Origin of the sequence: Psychrobacter sp. PSP (assembly GCF_024085615.1) — a bacterium.
GTDB lineage: Bacteria > Pseudomonadota > Gammaproteobacteria > Pseudomonadales > Moraxellaceae > Psychrobacter > Psychrobacter pacificensis.
In genome coordinates, this window is the sequence record NZ_JABLTF010000018.1 from 39,579 (window position 1) to 58,270 (window position 18,692).

The following is an 18,692-nucleotide window of genomic DNA, read 5'->3' on the forward strand; positions in this document are numbered from 1 at the left end:
CCGCTTCGATAGACGAAGCGGTATTTTTATACATTGTTACTGATCAGTTTCAAAATTAGATATCTAGATTTGAGACGGTTAACGCATTTTCTTCGATGAAGACACGACGCGGCTCGACATGATCACCCATCAAGCAGGTAAACATATGATCAGCGGCAATCGCATCTTCGATAGTGACACGTAGCATACGACGGTTTTCTGGATCCATCGTGGTATCCCATAGCTGGTCGGCGTTCATCTCACCTAGACCTTTGTAGCGCTGGATAGCCAGACCACGACGCGCGTCGAGCATCATTTGCTGCCAGAGATAATCGAAGTCACGTACTGGGATATCTTTAGTCGTGCCCGCACTTGCTTCACGGCGGATAAAGGCATCACTCTCAAGCAGGGTATTCCATTCGCTTGATAGACGTAACAGTTTGCCATACTCACTTGAGTTGATAAAGCTAGCATCTAACAGATAATGGTGTGCCAGTTGATGCACATAGACTGTGACACGTGGTAGCCACTGCGCCTTAGTAGATAAAGCCTCATTGTCTGATGCTTCGCCTTCTGCGGTGCTTGCGGCCTCAGTGCCAATTGCAGGTGTCATACCCAATAAATCGGCAGCCGCTGAATCCATATCTTGTGACTGCGGTGCATGAATATTGACCAACTCAATCTCAGGATTTAACTCACTACCAAAGACGTCAAGCTGAACCTGCATGGCTTTTTGCCAGTCCTGCATCGCAGACTCATCATAAGTCATATCAATGGATAGCTTTGGCGTGTGCGTCAACGCATCCAAGATGACCGCTGGGAAGCGAATCTGCAAACGCGCTTTGATCAGCTGAGTTTGGTTATAATCATTCAGCAATGATTCAAGCGCTTGCCCTGTAATAGCAGGCGCATCCGCGCTAACATGTAGCTTGGTACTATCAATGGTTGATGACAATAGATACGCTTTTAGCGCCTCATCATCTTTGAGATACAGCTCTTGACGACCCTTTTTCACTTTATATAGCGGCGGCTGGGCGATATATACATAGCCACGCTCGATCAGCTCAGGCGTTTGACGGAAAAAGAACGTCAGCAGCAGGGTACGAATGTGTGAGCCATCCACATCGGCATCAGTCATGATGATGATTTTATGGTAGCGTACTTTATCTGGATTATACTCATCAGGGCCGATACCGCAGCCGAGTGCCGTGATCAGGTTACCCACTTCAGCAGATGACAGCATTTTGTCAAAACGTGCACGCTCAACGTTCAAAATTTTACCTTTTAGTGGCAAAATCGCTTGAGTCTTACGGCTACGACCTTGCTTCGCTGAGCCACCTGCAGAGTCACCCTCCACAATATATAGCTCAGATAGTACTGGATCTTTTTCTTGGCAGTCAGCCAACTTGCCCGGCAGACCTGCAATATCCAGAGTCGTCTTGCGGCGGGTCATCTCTCGCGCTTTACGAGCGGCGTCACGCGCACGAGCAGCTTCCATGATTTTATTAGCAATGGCTTTACCAGCGCTTGGGTTTTCTAGCAGATAATCATTGAACTTATCATGCATCGCTGATTCGACAGCAGATTTCACTTCACTTGAGACCAGCTTGTCTTTGGTCTGGCTTGAGAACTTTGGATCAGGCACTTTCACCGAGACAATAGCCGTTAGACCTTCACGAGCATCATCGCCAGTCGCCGCGACTTTTTCTTTTTTGAATAAATTCTCACGATCCATATAGCTGTTTAAGCCACGTGTCAGGGCTGAGCGGAAACCTGATAAATGCGTACCGCCATCTTTTTGCGGAATGTTATTGGTAAAGCACAGCACTTTTTCGTTATACGTATCGGTCCACTGTAGCGCGACTTCGACACTGATACCATCGTCTTGCTGACTGGTAAAATGGAATACTTCATTGATACCGTCTTTACCTGCATTGATATAGCTGACAAACTCTAATAAGCCGCCTTTATGCTCAAACTCACGACGCTTATCAATACGCTCATCGGTCAGAACGATACGCACACCGGAGTTCAAAAATGACAGCTCGCGTAGGCGTTTTGCCAAAATATCATATTCAAAGACTGTGCCGGTGAATACGTCGCTGCTTGGATAAAAGCGGATTTGCGTACCGGTTTGATCGGTCGCTTCCATCTGCTGAATATCAGCGTCAGGTACGCCATCAGTATAGGTCTGACGGTAATGATAGCCTTCACGCCAGATATTCATCTCAAGCTTTTTAGACAACGCATTGACGACCGATACCCCAACACCATGCAGACCGCCTGAGACTTTATAGCTATTATCATCGAACTTACCGCCTGCATGCAGGACTGTCATGATGACCTGCGCCGCTGATACCCCTTCCTCTGGATGAATATCGACTGGTACACCGCGGCCATTATCCATCACACTGACAGACTCGTCTTCGTGAATGATAATATCAATCTGATCACAGTGACCGGCCAGCGCCTCATCGATAGAGTTATCCACGACCTCAAAGACCATATGATGCAAGCCTGTGCCATCGTCAGTGTCACCAATATACATACCAGGGCGCACGCGTACAGCCTCTAGCCCACGTAGTACACGGATATCCTTAGAACTATAATCAGAAGGTAATACTTCTGAAACTACAGTAGACACAGCGGCTTCAGTAGCACTGTCGTCTATCAATTGCTCGTGGTCAATAGGTAATGAATCACTCATGTACATTCCTTAATCTAGCCATAATCAGCCGTTTTTATCAGCGCACTTATAAAAATGCACCTCATGATGGCATCTTAAAACCAACTTCTATTATTCATCACTTAGAGTGCATATGAGTGGCTAAACTACTAACCACCGTTAGCCTAAAAAAGGCTGCATAGAGATAAAATTGGCAAATTACTTATTAGTAATAGTCTTTGTTTTTCTAGCCATTGTTAAAACTATTGAAATAAATAAAATACTTAATTATCAACTACTTATAAAGAAATAAAAAATAGAAGTCTATTATATGATGCTATCGAATAAATTGCTGAGAACAGGACAAAAATAAAGGGTTATTTTAGCATTTTTTTGTCTGTAAGTCACTGTTTACTGGGAGTTTTACGACTTATGAGTCAGTGTCTCTACCTAATAGCTAGTATAAGTAATAGTCGTGACTGTGATACTCAGTAAAGGACGCATAAAAGGCGTTATAAGTAGGCAGGAAAATGCTTAAAGTGATGATAAGCGATTAAGAATTAATCAATAGGAATTAATCAACAGACAATATCTGGCCTTGTTTCACGTGAAACAATCTAGGTTTTGACCACAAATCATTAACCAGAGGTACGATATCATCCGTCAAGCTGGTCATGAACACCTGACAAGGCAGCTGCGCTAATGTTGATAAAAGAATACCTATCGCCCTATCGTCTAGCTCTGCGGTGATGTCATCTAGTAGCACAACAGGGGTCGCTCTCGATGTTGAGTTATTATCGAACGAAGCGCTATCTTCATTATCATTGAGCAATAAAGGCAGCTGTGACAGTCGCAGTGCCGTAATCAGCAGTTTTTTTTCACCGCGGGACAATACATTTGCTGCCTGCTCTTTTAGAGTTGGTAATTTAGCATTTACCTCATGGTTTGAGGACGCTGTATTTGTATTTGTCGCCTGACTATCTACAACATCATCATCAGACCGCACTGCATTATCAGAGCGCCAATGCACATGGATATCAGCCCGATGATTGCCTATACGGGTATATCCTAACTGTAAATCCTGCTCTAATCGCTCATTAAGCTGCACATCAAGCGCGACATTAGTGTCATAGCCAGCGTTATAACTTAGGCTCAATTGCTCAGCATAAGACGGTAACAATTGCAGAACACTTTTGGCAAAATAAGGCTGCCACTCAGTAAATACTTGCTCACGATAATGATGTATCAATGCTGCATGATTACTTAGTCCTTTATCCCAAGACTTTAGCTCAGCTAGCTGGACTTGAGTCAATTGACGAGTCTTTTTTAGTAAACTATTGCGCTGTTTTAACAGGCGTTGATAGGCGACCCATTGTGGGTGAAAACCTTGTTTCATGTGAAACACCAACCAATCTAATAGCTGGCGACGACTGGCACTACCCTGCTCTAACATATCCATCGTTGAGGGATCTATCAATAGCGTGGGTAGCTGCTCAGTCAATATACTTTGATTGTAGACAGTCGCTTGATTAAGACGCAGAATGGTGGTCGCATCTGCTTGTTTTTGAATGGCTAACGTACGACTATCATTGAGCTTAGCATAGACCGTTGCATAGTTTTGATGATGCTGAATATAGCGCTTGGGCTGATGATGCCGAAAGCTCTTGCCTCTCGATAATAAGAATATCGCTTCAAGTAAAGAGGTTTTGCCGCTACCATTTGCACCGATGACAACGTTGCAAACGGTCGACTGCAAATTAACTTGTGTGAGGTTGCGCAGATTTGATATTTGTAGACGTTCAATCATGATATCGATAGCCGCCCATTATTTACAGCTTTCAAAGCAAGCAAAAGTTTATTTAAATTTAAGCTGTCCGCGTAAATACTCAAAAGATGCTAGCGCGGTTCAATGCTGTATGATGTGCAAAAAATCAGACTATATACGCATTGGCATGATGACGTATTGATGGAACTCATCATTAAGCTGATTGACCAACACTGAAGCATTCGATTGGCTCATATGCATCTGCAAATCACCTTGAATAACACTTAGCACATCTTGTAGATACGCAGCATTGAATGATAGCTCCATTGGCTCGCCCTGATATTTGGCTTGGAGCATCTCCACGGCTTCATCTTGCTCAGCATTATTGGCACGTACTTCTATCATACCATCACTGGCAAAATTAAAGACCACACCGCGAGATTTCTCGTTACTTAAAATCGCAACCCGGCGTAATACGTCAGTCATTTTTTCTTGACTAAATAACGCGAGCTTATCGGTATTGCTTGGCATGACGCGGCGATAATCAGGGAATTTGCCATCAATCAAACGGGCAGTAAACGTCACCATTAGGTTTTGGCTGACTTGCCCTGCACTATCTACATCGCCAAATGGTAAGCTCACTTGCAAAAACTCACGCCCAAAACTCAGCGTAACTGCATTGTCCTTATCGCCTAGCATTTTGCCAAGCTCAGTCGCCAAACGCTCAAGCTCGATCACTGCCTTACGTGGCAAGATAGCCTGCATGCTCAGATCAGCACTCACATCTATAACGCTACGTGCCAAGGCCAATCTATGTCCGTCAGTCGCAACGGTCGTCAGCTGCTGCTGTGAAACATCAAACAGCATACCCGTCAAATAATAACGTACATCTTGAATTGCCATCGCAAACTGAGTTTTGTGAATCAAATCTGTCAATCGACTACGGCTGATGTTCAACGGCGTGATATTTTCAGGATTGCCCAAGCTTGGATAGTCTTCACTTGGTAAGGTACCTAGCGTGAAACGGCTCTTGCCACTGGTAAGCAGACAACGTTCATTCGCTTGAGTCGCTAGGTTAACTTGGGCTTGTGCAGGTAAAGACTTACAAATATCTTTTAGTTTTGTTGCAGGTAGCGTCGTTGTTCCTGCTTCAACACAAGCACCAGCAGGCAATTTCAAGGTCGATGTCAGCTCCACTTCTAAATCTGAGGCTGTCAAGATAAGCTCGGACTCTGATAACTGCAGCTTAATATTACCCAATATCACCATATTATGGCGTTTATCAGCGGCTTTGGCGATCAAGTTGATAGCTTTTAGTAACGATTCTCGATTGATCGATAATTGCATGCTTAGTTACTCTTATTTGAATGATTTTTTATAAAAATTTGACGTAATCGTCTAATAATACCTTGTCTACCGACTATAATCTACAGAGCATCTATCTGCTTATATTTTCAATATTATAAACGATATTTTCTCCCTAAAATACAGTGGAGACTTACTCTACTAACCTGCCTGTAACATCAACGCTAGCGTCTTATAATCCTTGTCAAACGCTGGATCTGCTGCTCGTAATTCATTTACTTTATCGCAAGCATGCATCACTGTAGTATGGTCACGTCCACCAAATGATTGACCAATTTCAGGAAAACTATCACCTGTTAACTCACGCGATAAGGCCATCGCTATTTGGCGAGGTCTGGCGATGCTACGCGTACGTTTACGCCCCATAATGTCTTTCACCGTTACATCATAGTATTCAGCGACTATTTTTCGGATATTATCCATATTTACGGCTTGTACACGCATAGCGACGATGTCTTTTAACGCGTATTGCACCATCTCAAGAGTAATCTGTGCACCTGTCAAATTAGCATTTGCAAAAACTTGATTGAGAGCACCCTCCAAACGTCTGACGTTGGACACCACGTTTTGAGCGATAAACAATGCACACTCTTTAGGCAGCACCATGCCATAAGAAGCGGCTTTTTTCTGCAAAATTTGCACGCGAGTATCAATCTCAGGAGGGTCAACTGCGACTGTCAATCCCCAAGAAAATCGCGATCTAAAGCGTTCATCAAATTCCGTCATTTGTGATGGATGACGATCAGAAGCCAAAATCAGTTGTTTGTCACCACTAGTAAAATCTGCAAATAACGTCAAAAACTCATTACTACTTTTGGTCTTTCCTGCTAAGACGTGGATATCATCCACAATCAATAAATCTACTTTTTTTATTTTCTTTTTAAAATCTTCTATTTTATTATTTCTTAATGAATAAACTAATTGGTTTATAAATTTTTCAGAAGTAAAATAATAAAAACTTTGATTATTTTTTAGATATCGATGTGCTACAGAATGCATTAAATGCGTTTTTCCTAATCCAGAAGGTCCATATATAAATAAAGGATTGTGTCGATTTTTTGATTGTTTTTTACCAAGCTCGTAACAAGCTTTGTAGGCCAGATTGTTCGACTTACCAGTGACAAATGTCTCAAAAGTAAAGTCAGGGTTGAGATAGCTCAGTGATTTAGCATCAGCCGAGTCGTTTAGTTCTCCCTGACGCATATTAGCGTCGATATCTGCTTTTGAATTATTATGATGGATAGATTCAAATTTATGCTCAGATGGAGTAGGGGAGGGCTTATCCTCCAAAAATAATGAGCCTGATTTTGTCTGCTGACTATCGTCTACCTCACGTCCAGCATTATCAACATGGACAACAACCTCTTCAATGCTACCTTGACTGTGCTTAGCAACCAATTGCTGAATATCTTGAAGATGGTTCTTTTTAATATACGTGACAAAATAATCATTAGGCGCAAGAATGATCAGAGTTTGTGCTTCTTGATAAGCTGATAGAGGTCTCAGCCACATGGTAAAAACGTTGTCTTTAACGTTATAGCGCAAATCGTTCAGACATTTATCCCAAATATTTGCTGTGTCTATCATGAAAAATACTAACCCTATAATTTGCAATAATAATTAACTTTAATAGCCTGACCTTCTACAGAAATACTTGGTATCAACAGTGATTAACTGTGTTAAAAGTCACACTGGAAAGCTATGAGAAGCCACACACGAAGTAGGGGCTAATCTAACATAAATACCCTGTGGATAAAACCTTGTTTTTTGGGGATAAGACTGTGGATAGTTTTGTGGATAACTCAACAAGATAAGTTATCCATATTTAGCCCACAGGTTATCCACAACCTTACCCATAGTCTAGTGTTTTGATAAATAAGGATAAATTGGAGTTAGCCACAGATAAGTAAGGCCCCAATAACAACAATACCTATATATATTAATTAATTATTGTTATAGATTTCATGCAAAACTGTGGATAACTTCAAAAATTATTTACTGTCAACTAAAAACACTGGTTAAACAAAACGGAAGTATTGAACAAATAATATCTAGCAGTCTGATAGCAGAAACTAAATCTCTGAAAACAGGCTAAATTAGTTTATTGACCAAAACTATACTGGATGGTATAATCCTCCGTTATTACGAATTTAGTCCATTATTTTGATAGGTGAGTTATGAAACGTACATTCCAACCAAGCGTGATCAAGCGTAAACGTACTCACGGTTTCCGTGCTCGTATGGCAACTAAAAAAGGCCGTCAGGTCTTAGCTCGTCGCCGTGCTAAAGGACGTCATCGTCTAACTGTATAATCAGTAGATAGCGATAAGCATGGCTAATATTGCTTGTTGTGCTCCTATTGTTTATAGATTGCAATAGTCAATCATCACAACTGACACTTAGCCATATATTAAAAGCGCCCGCATCGGCGCTTTTTTTGTTTCTATATTTTGCTATTATCTTTAATATCGCCATTCCCTATCATATTAGGTCATACCATGCCCCAATCTCTTTTAGCTACACCTACAGCCAATTTTACTAAAGAGCAGCGCCTACTGACACCAGCAGCGTTTCGTGAAGTGTTTGACGCACCTGAGCGTAAGATACATCAGAGTCACTTGATGGCGTTTGTGAGACCCAGTGCCTGTGACAAGCCACGTATCGGTATGGCGATTACTAAGCGTAAAGTGCCTACTGCTGTCGTTCGAAATTTGATTAAACGACATATCCGTGAGCAGTTCCGTACAAAAGCTTTTAAATTAGAAAATAAAGATATTGTTTTTATAGTAAAAAAATCGATAAAGGATATTGATAATAAAGAATTTAAAAATGAAATAAATAATATTTTTAAAAAAATAGAAAAAAAATAAAATGAAAAAATTATTAGTTTTAATAAATAAAATAATTTTTGTTTTTATATTAAATATAATAAAATTTTATCAAAAAATAATTAGCCCTATCATACCTGCTCGCTGCCGTTACTATCCCACCTGTTCAAACTATGGTAAACAAGCTTTGGCGTGGCATGGCACTCGTGTAGGTAGTTGGTTGCTGTTAAAACGTCTTAGTAAATGTCATCCGCTTGGTGGACACGGCATTGATTTTGTCCCGCTCCCTTTATCTTCTTATCGGTATCAATATATACCTTCTACAACGAGTAGCGATAGTAGAGGATGGGGTGTTTACCGAGATCGTCAGGGGTATGTGCCACGTCTTAACTACTTAATGAAGACAACATAAAAATCATAACTTCGGGCTTTAGATATCATCTTCAATGACTTACCCACAAGTTATCCACACTCTTGGTATCATTTGAAGCAGATTTTTAGTAAAATAATGCACATTTTATGTAAATGACTCTCAACGCGGTTATCGATCATGATGATAACTATGCAATACAGTCATGACACATGCCCTAATTTTTCATTCCCTAATTTTTAATCTAGGAAAGGTTTATGCAAAAGATATTTCGGGTGATGATCATCATTGCGATGTTAATTACCGCTTATCTGCTGATTTTGGCATGGCGAGATGATTATGCCGATGCACCAGCTGTAGAAGCAGTGCCAGAAACTACAAGTTCAGTAGGTGCTGACATTCCTTCTACCACTGGTGCCGCAGGTGATATTCCGGTTCAGACCCTACCTGTGGATAACGCAGCTGTGATAGCGGCCCCTGCAAAGGACACAGGATTAATCACGGTAACGACCGATCGCTATGATATTAAAATCAATCCAGAAGGCGGTGATATTGTCTATGCTGCGCTCAAGCAGTATGACGCAACGCTCGATAGCGATAAGCCTTTCGTATTGCTAGAAAACAACAGCAACCGTGTATACGTGGCTCAGTCTGGCTTGATTGGTCAAAATGGTATTGATACGGCAGAAGGCCGTGCGATTTATAGCCACACCACTAATAACTATGTAATGGAAGCAGGGCAACAGACATTGTCAGTACCGCTTACTTACAAAAAAGATGGCGTGACAATCACCAAGACATTCACCTTTACTGAAAACAAATATCCGATCGATATTAGCTACAAAATTCAAAACGCCTCTACCAATGCGTGGCAAGGCCAGATGTTTGCGCAGCTAAAACGCGATGATAGTAAAGATCCTGGTATGTCTGATAAAGGCGCGCTGAGCATGGCGACTTATCTAGGTGGTGCATGGGGTACGCCAGATGATCCTTATAATAAACTGAAGTTTAAAGACTTCAGCGATGGCGAGTTGACGACGACCAGTGATAAAGGTTGGGTTGGCATCGTACAGCATTATTTTGTCTCTGCATGGACGCCTGAAAACTTCACGGGTAAATTCTTTACCCGCGAGACTGGTAACGACTACTTTATTGGCTTTAACAGTCAGCCAGTCAATGTCGCACCAAACAAGCAAGTGACGTTGGATGCCACACTATATGCAGGTCCAAAAGTACAGTCTGAGCTAAAAGATGTGGCAGTTGGTCTGAATAAGACGGTTGATTACGGCTTATTGTGGCCAATATCAAAGGTCTTGTTTGCTATCTTGGAAGGTGTGCATAAAGTTGTGGGTAACTGGGGTTGGTCAATCATTATCCTCACCATTCTAGTCAAAATTGCTTTGATGTGGTTCTCTAATAAGAGCTACTATTCAATGGCAAAAATGCGCGCTATTGCGCCGAGACTAAAAACGCTAAAAGAAGAGCATGGCGACGACCGCATGAAAATGTCGCAAGAAATGATGGCCATCTACAAAGAAGAGAATGTCAATCCGATGGCGGGTTGTCTACCTATCTTGATGCAGATGCCAATTTTCTTAGCTTTGTATTGGGTGCTCGTAGAGAGTGTCGAGCTGCGTCATGCGCCATGGATTCTGTGGATTCGCGATCTTTCAGCCATGGATCCTTGGTTCATCTTGCCGCTATTGATGGGTGTTTCCATGTTCATCCAGCAACAGTTAAACCCGCAGCCAGCAGATCCAATGCAAGCAAAAGTCATGAAGTTCTTGCCAATTATCTTTACCGCATTCATGCTATTCTTCCCAGCAGGTTTGGTACTATATTGGACAGTGAACAACTTGTTCAGTATGACTCAGCAATATATTGTAAATAAGAAAGTCGAAGAAGAGCAGAAACGTCGCACGGTAAAAATAGTTGACTAACTGACGCTCTATCAGAAGGATAAAAACAAATACCATCGCGCAAGCGGTGGTTTTTTTATGAGTGCTAAAAGGTTATCCACAGCTTATCAACATTGAAGAGAAAATATCAACGATTAGGCCGCGTTTCAAAGTTTGCTTTGTCACTATGAGCACAGACGTCTATAATGGGATTTTTAGTTATTGAGAGTTATTGTGGATTCCTTAGAGATGGCATTAGCCACACCTAATTCTTCTGAAAAACCTAATACATCGGAACTCGCCACGATTGCTGCGATTGCAACGCCACTTGGGCGAGGGGGTGTGGGTGTTATACGTCTGTCAGGTAGCCGTGCTTATGCCATGGCCTGCGCGCTGACGGGTAAAACTGCTTTTACGCCGCGTATGGCTAGCTTCTGCCGCTTTTATCAGGCGGATGGCACCGTTATTGATGAAGGGCTCGTACTGTTCTTTAAAGGTCCGCACTCATTCACGGGTGAAGATGTGATTGAGCTGCAAGGGCATGGCGGCGTTATTTTGCAGAACCAGTTGCTTGCACGTGTATTTGAATTAGGCGCCAAACAAGCGAGTGCCGGAGAGTTTTCTTATCGCGCTTTTGATAACGATAAGTTGGATTTGGTGCAGGCAGAGGCGATCGCTGATGCGATTGATGCGACCAGTGCGGCGGCCGCGAGTAGTGCGATTCGTTCACTAAGTGGTGAGTTCTCCCAAAAAATAAACCAGCTATTAGAACAGTTGATTCATTTGCGCTTGCACGTTGAAGCTGCCATTGATTTCCCTGATGAAGAAGATGTCGATTTTTTATCTGACGGCGTGATACAGAGTAAACTTGAGCAAACGCAAGATAAGATACAGCAAGTCTTAGCCACGGCAAAGCAAGGTCAGCTCTTACGTGATGGTATCCATGTTGTCCTAGCAGGTAGGCCAAATGCTGGTAAATCAAGCCTGCTAAATCGTCTAGCAGGGCAAGAACGTGCTATCGTGACCGATGTCGCTGGCACCACGCGTGATACGCTGCAAGAGACGGTCGTGCTCAATGGTTTGACACTTCACCTTACCGATACGGCAGGCCTACGTGATACAGAGGATACCGTAGAGCGTATCGGCATTGAGCGTGCCCGTACCGCCATTACCCAAGCTGATATGCTGCTGATGGTTTACGATGTGACTCGCGATGTTGAAGAAGAAAGCACGCCGTTGCAATTGGCTGAGCAGTTATTCGGCGAGCTGCCAGATGCCAAACGATTACTCATCATTGCCAATAAAAGTGATCTACTGAGCGATGATAGTAGCGAAAAATCTGCCTCTACGATGCAAGCCGAAATCAAAGATAGAGGCTACGAACAAGTTAATGTTTCATGTGAAACAGGCGCTGGTATCGATAATTTAGTCGAAGCACTATGCGCTAAGGTAGGTTTTCATCCACCAGAAAATAGCTTAACCGCTCGTACTCGTCATATAGATGCTCTCAGACGGACAGCCAACTGTTTAACAGAGGCGCATGAGCAGTTAACGGTATTCCAAGCAGGTGAGTTGGTTGCTGAAAGCTTGCGTCAGGCCCAGCAGAGTTTGGGTGAGATTACAGGTGAGTTTAGTGCTGATGATTTGCTTGGCAAAATATTTGGTAGTTTTTGTATTGGTAAATAACGGTTGAATAACTCTATCTATTACTCAATACATTTGTCTATCTCATAAGTTTTGCTTTTATTCTTAGTCATAAAATAAGGAATTGCTATGCACTGCCCGTATTGTAATGCATCAGAGACAAAAGTGATTGACTCACGTCTTGCTGCAGAAGGTGCGCAAGTGCGTCGCCGCCGTTCATGCAACAGTTGCCAAGAGCGTTTTACAACGTTTGAGATGGTAGAAGTGGTGATGCCAAGGATTATCAAATCCAGCAACAAGATTGAACCTTACGACAATGAAAAGCTGCGTCGGTCTATCTTATTGCCTTTGCAAAAGCGCCCCATCACTATCGATGAGCAAGAAGCAATGATCAGCCGAGTTGAAAAACGCGTCAGACAGATGGGTGAGCGTGAAATCAGTAGTAAAGTCTTGGGCGAAATCATCATGAGTGAGCTAAAAACTTTAGATGATGTTGCCTATGTGCGCTTTGCTAGCGTCTATCGCGACTTTCAAGACATTGATGCTTTTCATCAGGAAATTGCCAATATCCGTCCAAATGACAAATAAGCTGGTACATCAATAAATATCTCTAACTATTAAACTGATTTTGAGTTCAAAGCGCCTAGATTATTAAATAAAATTGTCCGTAATTATTACCAATCATTCATAAGCCTACTGTTATGCCAACTATAAATCACTCTCAAGATGCGCAAGATCGCTACTTTATGATGCTTGCTATCGAACAAGCTAAGCTCGGTTTGTATACTACTAGGCCAAATCCAGTAGTAGGTTGTGTCATCGTCCAAGCTGAAGAAGTGGTCGGTCAAGGGTTTCATCCGAAAGCTGGTGAGCCACATGCAGAGGTATTTGCATTAAAAGAAGCAGGCGATCGAGCAGTGGGCGCAACGGCTTATGTGACTCTAGAGCCATGCAGCCATACAGGGCGTACACCGCCGTGTGCGTTGGCACTTATTAAAGCTAATGTAAAGCGTGTTGTGATTGCCGGCCTAGACCCCAATCCACAGGTGGCAGGTCGCGGGGTAAAGCTACTTAAGCAAGCTGGTATTGAAGTGACGGTTGGCATACTGACGGAGCAGGCAGAAGCATTAAATCGCGGATTTTTAAAAGCCATGCGGACTCAGATGCCATATGTCAGATTAAAAATAGCGACTAGCCTAGACGGTCGCACCGCGATGGCATCTGGTGAGTCAAAATGGATTACATCAAACGCAGCCCGCGAAGATGTACAAAAGATACGCGCACGAAGTGGGGCAATCATAACCGGTAGTGAGACAGTGATAGCTGATGATCCGCAGCTCAACGTGCGTTCAAATCAACTAGGCGTATTACCCGAAAAAATACCATCACCTCAGATTGTAGTGCTCGATAGACGTCAGCGTTTAGAGCACAGTGCTCAGTCTGATTATCAATTGTGCCGCCGTACAGATACGATTTATTGGCGCACAGATGATCTCACTGATTTACTAGCAACATTAGTCAGAGACCATCAGTGTTATGATGTCTTGGTGGAGGCGGGTGCTGGTGTTGCGGGAAGTTTTTTGAGTCAGCAGCTCGTCGATGAATTGATTGTTTATCAGGCGCCTTGTCTTCTTGGTGATCAAGCGCGACCAATGGTCAATTTCAATCCTATCTCACTGGCTCAGCAGTTGCGCTTCGATATTTATAATTATGAGAAACTTGGTTCTGACCTTAAATTAACGCTATTGCCTTTGTAGGTTGCTTATTTGTGATTTTGTTATCCGCAATATGCTTATAATGTGAACTATATGTGGATAAGTACGTTACCATTTTAAATGTTCCACATGAAACTGTGTATAACTTTGTTCCACATGAAACATAAAAAGCTGATTATTTTTGATTTTTTATGATAAATTATATATTAATCAATAACTTATGTTTTTTAAATCTTACGTTGCGAGCGCTAAACTAAATTTAGCATCATTGTGGATAACTCTATAATTAATAAAGACTTTAAGAATATTCTATTGACTTATACTTACTTATCCACAATCTATCCTATGACCGCCTGCATTTCCCGTGTGTTTCACTGCGAAGTGTACTCAGAAATTTGGTTAAGTATTTGATAAATAAAGTGATGTGTTTATAGCAGCATTATAATAATGAGATGAGGATGATATGTTTACTGGAATTATAGAAAGCGTTGGAACCGTAAAATCGATGCAACCAACGGGCGGTGATATACGCTTAACAATAGAGTCTAACGACCTAGATTTTAGCGACGTAAAGCTCGGTGATTCTATTGCATCGAACGGTATCTGTTTGACTGTTGTAGAGCTAGGTAATAACCATTACTCTGTTGACGTTTCACGTGAAACTATTGCTCGAACAGCGCTAGAAGCATTAAAAGCAGGTCATACGGTCAATTTAGAAAAAGCGATGCTACCAACGACTCGTTTTGGTGGCCATATTGTTGCCGGTCACGTGGATGGGGTAGGCGTCGTCAGTAAACTACAGCAAGACGCACGTTCTATTTATATTGAGATTGAGATACCACAAGAGTTGGCGCACTATACAGCGACCAAAGGTTCTATCACGGTAGATGGGATTAGTTTGACTACCAATCTGGTACGTGACAATATCGTTTCTTTAAATATTATCCCACATACGGCACAAGTGACTAATATCGCTAAGCATTGGTTGGTGGGTAACAAAGTCAATATCGAGGTGGATATCGTTGCACGCTATTTGGAGCGTTTGCTAAATAAATCACAATCTGGTGGTATGAATACTGCAAATCCTCAAAGCCAAATTACAGAAGCTTTTTTAGCCGATAATGGCTTTATGAAATAACGTTTGAGGCTGTACTTACCTGTTTAAATATTCACCCTGTCCATATTACGAAATCAAAGTATAGTCAATCCACTATAAAAGCGTTACAGCGTTAACCTCGCTTGAAGTATGACAGATACATCTGTACTCGGTTGCCTTGTACCGCTCTTAAATTGGATCAACTATAATGTTGAGAGGGTGATTTTTTTATTAACGTTTAGGGTATAAAGCTTTGTAGAACGGTTTCTAGATCCTTTTTACGGATAGGCTTGGATAAAAACTCATCCATTCCCACTTGCATGCACGCCTTGCGATCCTCTTCTGTATTATTCGCCGTTAGCGCGACAATAGGTATATCGTCGTCTTGTGCGCGGATTGCCTGAGTAGCTTGTAGACCGTCCATGACTGGCATCCGGCAGTCCATCAAAATCAGGGAGATCTCTTCACGCTGGCTGGCTAATATATCAAGCGCTTGCTGACCATCTTCTGCAACGATACTGCGATAGCCAAGTTTACTTAGCATTTTGCAGGCTATTTTTTGATTGGTTGGACTATCTTCCACCACTAAGATAAGGAGTGATAATGGCTGTGAACTTTCTTCTTGAGCAGTTGTCTCGCTAATGTTCTCTTTAATATCTTGTGTTTGTGTTAGCTTTTTTCTAGCTGGCATTGTCAAGCGCAGGATTTCAGACAGTAATAGCGCACTATCTAAAGGTTTTGCCAAAAAGCCATCACATTGATCGAGTAACATAGAGGGTATACGGCGCTCAGGTTTCATACTAAATAGTATTTTAGGTAAGGATGTATTAGCGAGTAGGCTATTTAATGCCTGCCGTCTATCGATGCTAGTGACTATGTGATTGCTGTGCGTTAAATGGGGTTTTGTGAGGTCAGCCTGCTCTTGTGATAATGAGTTTTGATATTTCGCTGAGCTGTCAGGGTCGGGCTTATTACCAACTAAGATCGCGCTGGTATCATAGTACTCATAATCTAGTAGAAGTATGGGTGCCAAGCTTTGCTGATCTTGACTTAGGCGTTCTGTTAATTGCTCTATAGTCGCTAGGTCTACAGCAGTATAAATAGTGCTAGATATCGCTAAGTGCTCACAAAGCCGCTGTAAATGTTGCGCGACAAGCGGCTGGTGGACGACCGCGATTAGGCAAATATGATTTAGGTGCTGACTAGGGTGATATACCGACTGATAGTTTGGGCGTCGGCAAGGCAAATAAAGGTTGAACATGCTACCTTCATTCACGGTACTGGTTAGTTCTATAAAGCCGCCTAGTAGTCGCGCAAAGCTATTGACGTTTTTTAGTCCCAACCCTGTATCGATAGCATTTTGCGCTACTGGGTTGATATCTTGGCTATGGGGTTTATTTAAGTACGACAAGAGCTGATGCTGTTTGGCAGATGTGATACCGATACCAGTGTCCTGCACACTAAAGCGCACCCAGCAACTCACTGCATCTGCGGTAAGGTTTTTATTGATAGACTGTAAGGTCTCTTTGTTAGCCTCTGACATTTGCTCGTAGTCAGTTTGTTCTATAATAAGTGCGACATGTCCGGAGGGGGTGAATTTTACGGCATTATGCAGTAGATTCAGCAAAATCTGCCGGAGACGCACGTCATCAGTACCAATAGAGCGCGGACAGTCTGGGGCAAAAAAGTAAATCAGCTCAAGCCCTCTTTGCCTCGTATCATTTATGATTAGCTCATTAACTTCCTGACCAAGCTTATAAATATCGACGGGCTCAATATTAAGGCGAGTTTTTCTAACCTCGATATTTCCTATATGTAGCGTCTCGTTGAGTGCGGTGAGCATGTTCTGACTGGTGGTAATCAAAGTATCTAATGTTATGTTTTGTCTTGCATTCAACGTGTTCGGATCGATTGGCTCAAGGATATCGATCATAGCTTCTAGCGGTATGCGCAACTTATGACCGATGACAAACCTAAGTTTATTGAACTCATCAACCTTTTGCTGTAGCTGTTTATTTTGCTGTTGCAACTGCTCGTTCTGATTAACCAGCTCATTGATATCATTAAGCATTACCGTAAAACCATGAACTTGTCCATGCTCACCGAACCATGGAGTGGCATGCAACTGGTAGTTTTGTTTGTTTTGTATTCCGTAGACGGTCAATGTACGCGAGACTTGTAAACCAGCTAGCGTTTGAAGTATGTGCTGAGTAGCCTCGTCTTTGCCCATGACGAAATCAGTGATTATATGCCTGTGTCCGTTTTTGGTAGAGGGTGTAAATATTGTTTCAAAGCGTTGGTTATAGAAACTAATCTGACCATGACGTAAGCTCATCAGCATTGGCAGTGGTGCCTGATCAACCAAGCGCTCCAAACGATGATTTAATGTTTTGATACGTCGATAGTCGTTGTGTAGCTGATAACTGACACGGCTCAGTGCATGACCTAGCAGCAAAAACTCAGTGGTGGACTTTTCTTGTAAAAAGGGCGGCGGCGTATAAGACTCTTTTGCATGAACACTTAAATTATCAGTGTAAGCTATTAGCTGCTCCCAGTTGGTTCGACGGTGGAGCATGTAAAATAAAGCAATAAAAAATAGTATCAGAGCCACCGTTAATGGTAGCCAATAACGGTACGAGGTCCATTCGACAGTCAAAGGCTCATAGCGCAACACAATATAAACCTGATGACCACTTTCGAGCTTTATCGTTCCTGTTAAAGCACTACTACTGACTGTATAAGCACTTTGATTGTCCTTAGAAAAAGTGGCGGCATTGACTGTTGGAAACGTTACTGTCGTAAAAGCTGATTCATTAGGTCGAGTCTTACGATGGATATAGGTTTGCCCAGATGGCATCATCAAAATAAGCTGATAACTGATATGGTCAAAAGCAGGCTGTTTTAGGATTTTTTCTATTTCTACATCGATAGGCGCGGCATGCTCAGTAATACTGTACTGTAATGCATGAAAAGTATCTATACTGTGTTGTTCGCTATGATGTCTCAACCCATCAAAAAACGTGACATAGTACAGCAATAGCATGACCAGCAAGGTCGATGCATAGAAGATCAATAATCGCTGTAAGGACTTAAACTGTTGCATGAGAGCATGGCCCTATATCGACACAAAAACATATAGTGAAATCATCATCGTTTGTTATAGTAATTGATTTATTCAAAACCTTGGTACTGATACCTTTTTATTATCTATAGCAGAATAATAGTGTGTTATTTATAGAGTATTGCTGAAGAAGTATTTTTATTCTATAAAAAGGTCGATAACTAGAGCAATGACACTTTTTATATTATAAAGGCAAAAATCGTCATTAGTCATACTGGATTGAGACTACCACAATTATGGCACAAC

At 42.1% G+C, this 18,692-nt stretch carries 13 protein-coding genes; 8 read left to right on the forward strand and 5 right to left on the reverse strand.

Annotation, left to right across the window (positions count from 1 at the left end; all coding sequences use genetic code 11):
• Positions 1-55: 55 nt before the first annotated feature.
• The 4 genes from gyrB to dnaA form a co-directional block, all read right to left on the reverse strand.
• Positions 56-2,686 carry a DNA topoisomerase (ATP-hydrolyzing) subunit B gene (gyrB, locus tag HL061_RS08485; protein WP_252962721.1) on the reverse strand — a complete coding sequence of 877 codons (2,631 nt, stop codon included), beginning with the start codon at positions 2,684-2,686 and terminating at the stop codon, positions 56-58.
• Between the two features lie 532 nt (positions 2,687-3,218).
• Entirely contained in the window at positions 3,219-4,451 is a 1,233-nt protein-coding gene (gene recF / locus HL061_RS08490) for a DNA replication and repair protein RecF (RefSeq protein ID WP_240365693.1), read from the reverse strand.
• A gap of 129 nt (positions 4,452-4,580) precedes the next feature.
• A complete protein-coding gene (gene dnaN / locus HL061_RS08495) occupies positions 4,581-5,756 on the reverse strand; it encodes a DNA polymerase III subunit beta (protein ID WP_240365692.1) in 1,176 nt (391 codons plus the stop codon).
• 159 nt (positions 5,757-5,915) lie between these two features.
• The gene (gene dnaA, locus HL061_RS08500) at positions 5,916-7,361 is read right to left on the reverse strand and encodes a chromosomal replication initiator protein DnaA (protein ID WP_252962722.1); all 1,446 of its coding nucleotides are present in this window, start codon (positions 7,359-7,361) and stop codon (positions 5,916-5,918) included.
• 590 nt (positions 7,362-7,951) lie between these two features.
• Between dnaA and rpmH the strand changes: the two genes are divergently transcribed.
• The 8 genes from rpmH (at position 7,952) to HL061_RS08540 (ending at position 15,367) form a co-directional block, all read left to right on the forward strand.
• Entirely contained in the window at positions 7,952-8,086 is a 135-nt protein-coding gene (rpmH, locus tag HL061_RS08505; protein ID WP_007394757.1) for a 50S ribosomal protein L34, read from the forward strand.
• A gap of 186 nt (positions 8,087-8,272) precedes the next feature.
• Positions 8,273-8,644: a ribonuclease P protein component gene (gene rnpA, locus HL061_RS08510; RefSeq protein WP_252962723.1), complete on the forward strand. Its 372-nt coding sequence runs from the start codon at positions 8,273-8,275 to the stop codon at positions 8,642-8,644.
• A gap of 1 nt (position 8,645) precedes the next feature.
• Complete coding sequence (gene yidD / locus HL061_RS08515; RefSeq protein WP_093070248.1) at positions 8,646-9,014, forward strand: membrane protein insertion efficiency factor YidD; 369 nt, start codon at positions 8,646-8,648, stop codon at positions 9,012-9,014.
• A gap of 215 nt (positions 9,015-9,229) precedes the next feature.
• The gene (gene yidC, locus HL061_RS08520; protein WP_071002665.1) at positions 9,230-10,912 is read left to right on the forward strand and encodes a membrane protein insertase YidC; all 1,683 of its coding nucleotides are present in this window, start codon (positions 9,230-9,232) and stop codon (positions 10,910-10,912) included.
• A gap of 207 nt (positions 10,913-11,119) precedes the next feature.
• A complete protein-coding gene (gene mnmE, locus HL061_RS08525) occupies positions 11,120-12,556 on the forward strand; it encodes a tRNA uridine-5-carboxymethylaminomethyl(34) synthesis GTPase MnmE (RefSeq protein ID WP_252962734.1) in 1,437 nt (478 codons plus the stop codon).
• Positions 12,557-12,643: 87 nt separating this feature from the next.
• Positions 12,644-13,102 (forward strand): transcriptional regulator NrdR, encoded by a 459-nt coding sequence (gene nrdR, locus HL061_RS08530; protein ID WP_071002667.1) that lies wholly within the window; start codon positions 12,644-12,646, stop codon positions 13,100-13,102.
• A gap of 113 nt (positions 13,103-13,215) precedes the next feature.
• Positions 13,216-14,271, forward strand: coding sequence for a bifunctional diaminohydroxyphosphoribosylaminopyrimidine deaminase/5-amino-6-(5-phosphoribosylamino)uracil reductase RibD (gene ribD, locus HL061_RS08535; RefSeq protein ID WP_252962724.1), 1,056 nt, complete (start codon positions 13,216-13,218; stop codon positions 14,269-14,271).
• Between the two features lie 421 nt (positions 14,272-14,692).
• The gene (locus HL061_RS08540; RefSeq protein ID WP_058025226.1) at positions 14,693-15,367 is read left to right on the forward strand and encodes a riboflavin synthase; all 675 of its coding nucleotides are present in this window, start codon (positions 14,693-14,695) and stop codon (positions 15,365-15,367) included.
• Between the two features lie 196 nt (positions 15,368-15,563).
• On the opposite strand, the gene HL061_RS08545 is transcribed toward HL061_RS08540, so the two are convergent.
• Entirely contained in the window at positions 15,564-18,428 is a 2,865-nt protein-coding gene (locus HL061_RS08545) for a response regulator (protein ID WP_252962725.1), read from the reverse strand.
• Positions 18,429-18,692 lie beyond the last annotated feature (264 nt).

Coding starts and splice junctions, on each gene's coding strand:
- nrdR (WP_071002667.1), top strand. CDS start 12,644: ATGCACTGCCCGTATTGTAATGCATCAGAGACAAAAGTGATTGACTCA.
- gyrB (WP_252962721.1), bottom strand. CDS start 2,686: ATGAGTGATTCATTACCTATTGACCACGAGCAATTGATAGACGACAGT.
- HL061_RS08540 (WP_058025226.1), top strand. CDS start 14,693: ATGTTTACTGGAATTATAGAAAGCGTTGGAACCGTAAAATCGATGCAA.
- mnmE (WP_252962734.1), top strand. CDS start 11,120: ATGGCATTAGCCACACCTAATTCTTCTGAAAAACCTAATACATCGGAA.
- dnaN (WP_240365692.1), bottom strand. CDS start 5,756: ATGCAATTATCGATCAATCGAGAATCGTTACTAAAAGCTATCAACTTG.
- yidD (WP_093070248.1), top strand. CDS start 8,646: ATGAAAAAATTATTAGTTTTAATAAATAAAATAATTTTTGTTTTTATA.
- ribD (WP_252962724.1), top strand. CDS start 13,216: ATGCCAACTATAAATCACTCTCAAGATGCGCAAGATCGCTACTTTATG.
- dnaA (WP_252962722.1), bottom strand. CDS start 7,361: ATGATAGACACAGCAAATATTTGGGATAAATGTCTGAACGATTTGCGC.
- HL061_RS08545 (WP_252962725.1), bottom strand. CDS start 18,428: ATGCAACAGTTTAAGTCCTTACAGCGATTATTGATCTTCTATGCATCG.
- yidC (WP_071002665.1), top strand. CDS start 9,230: ATGCAAAAGATATTTCGGGTGATGATCATCATTGCGATGTTAATTACC.
- recF (WP_240365693.1), bottom strand. CDS start 4,451: ATGATTGAACGTCTACAAATATCAAATCTGCGCAACCTCACACAAGTT.
- rnpA (WP_252962723.1), top strand. CDS start 8,273: ATGCCCCAATCTCTTTTAGCTACACCTACAGCCAATTTTACTAAAGAG.
- rpmH (WP_007394757.1), top strand. CDS start 7,952: ATGAAACGTACATTCCAACCAAGCGTGATCAAGCGTAAACGTACTCAC.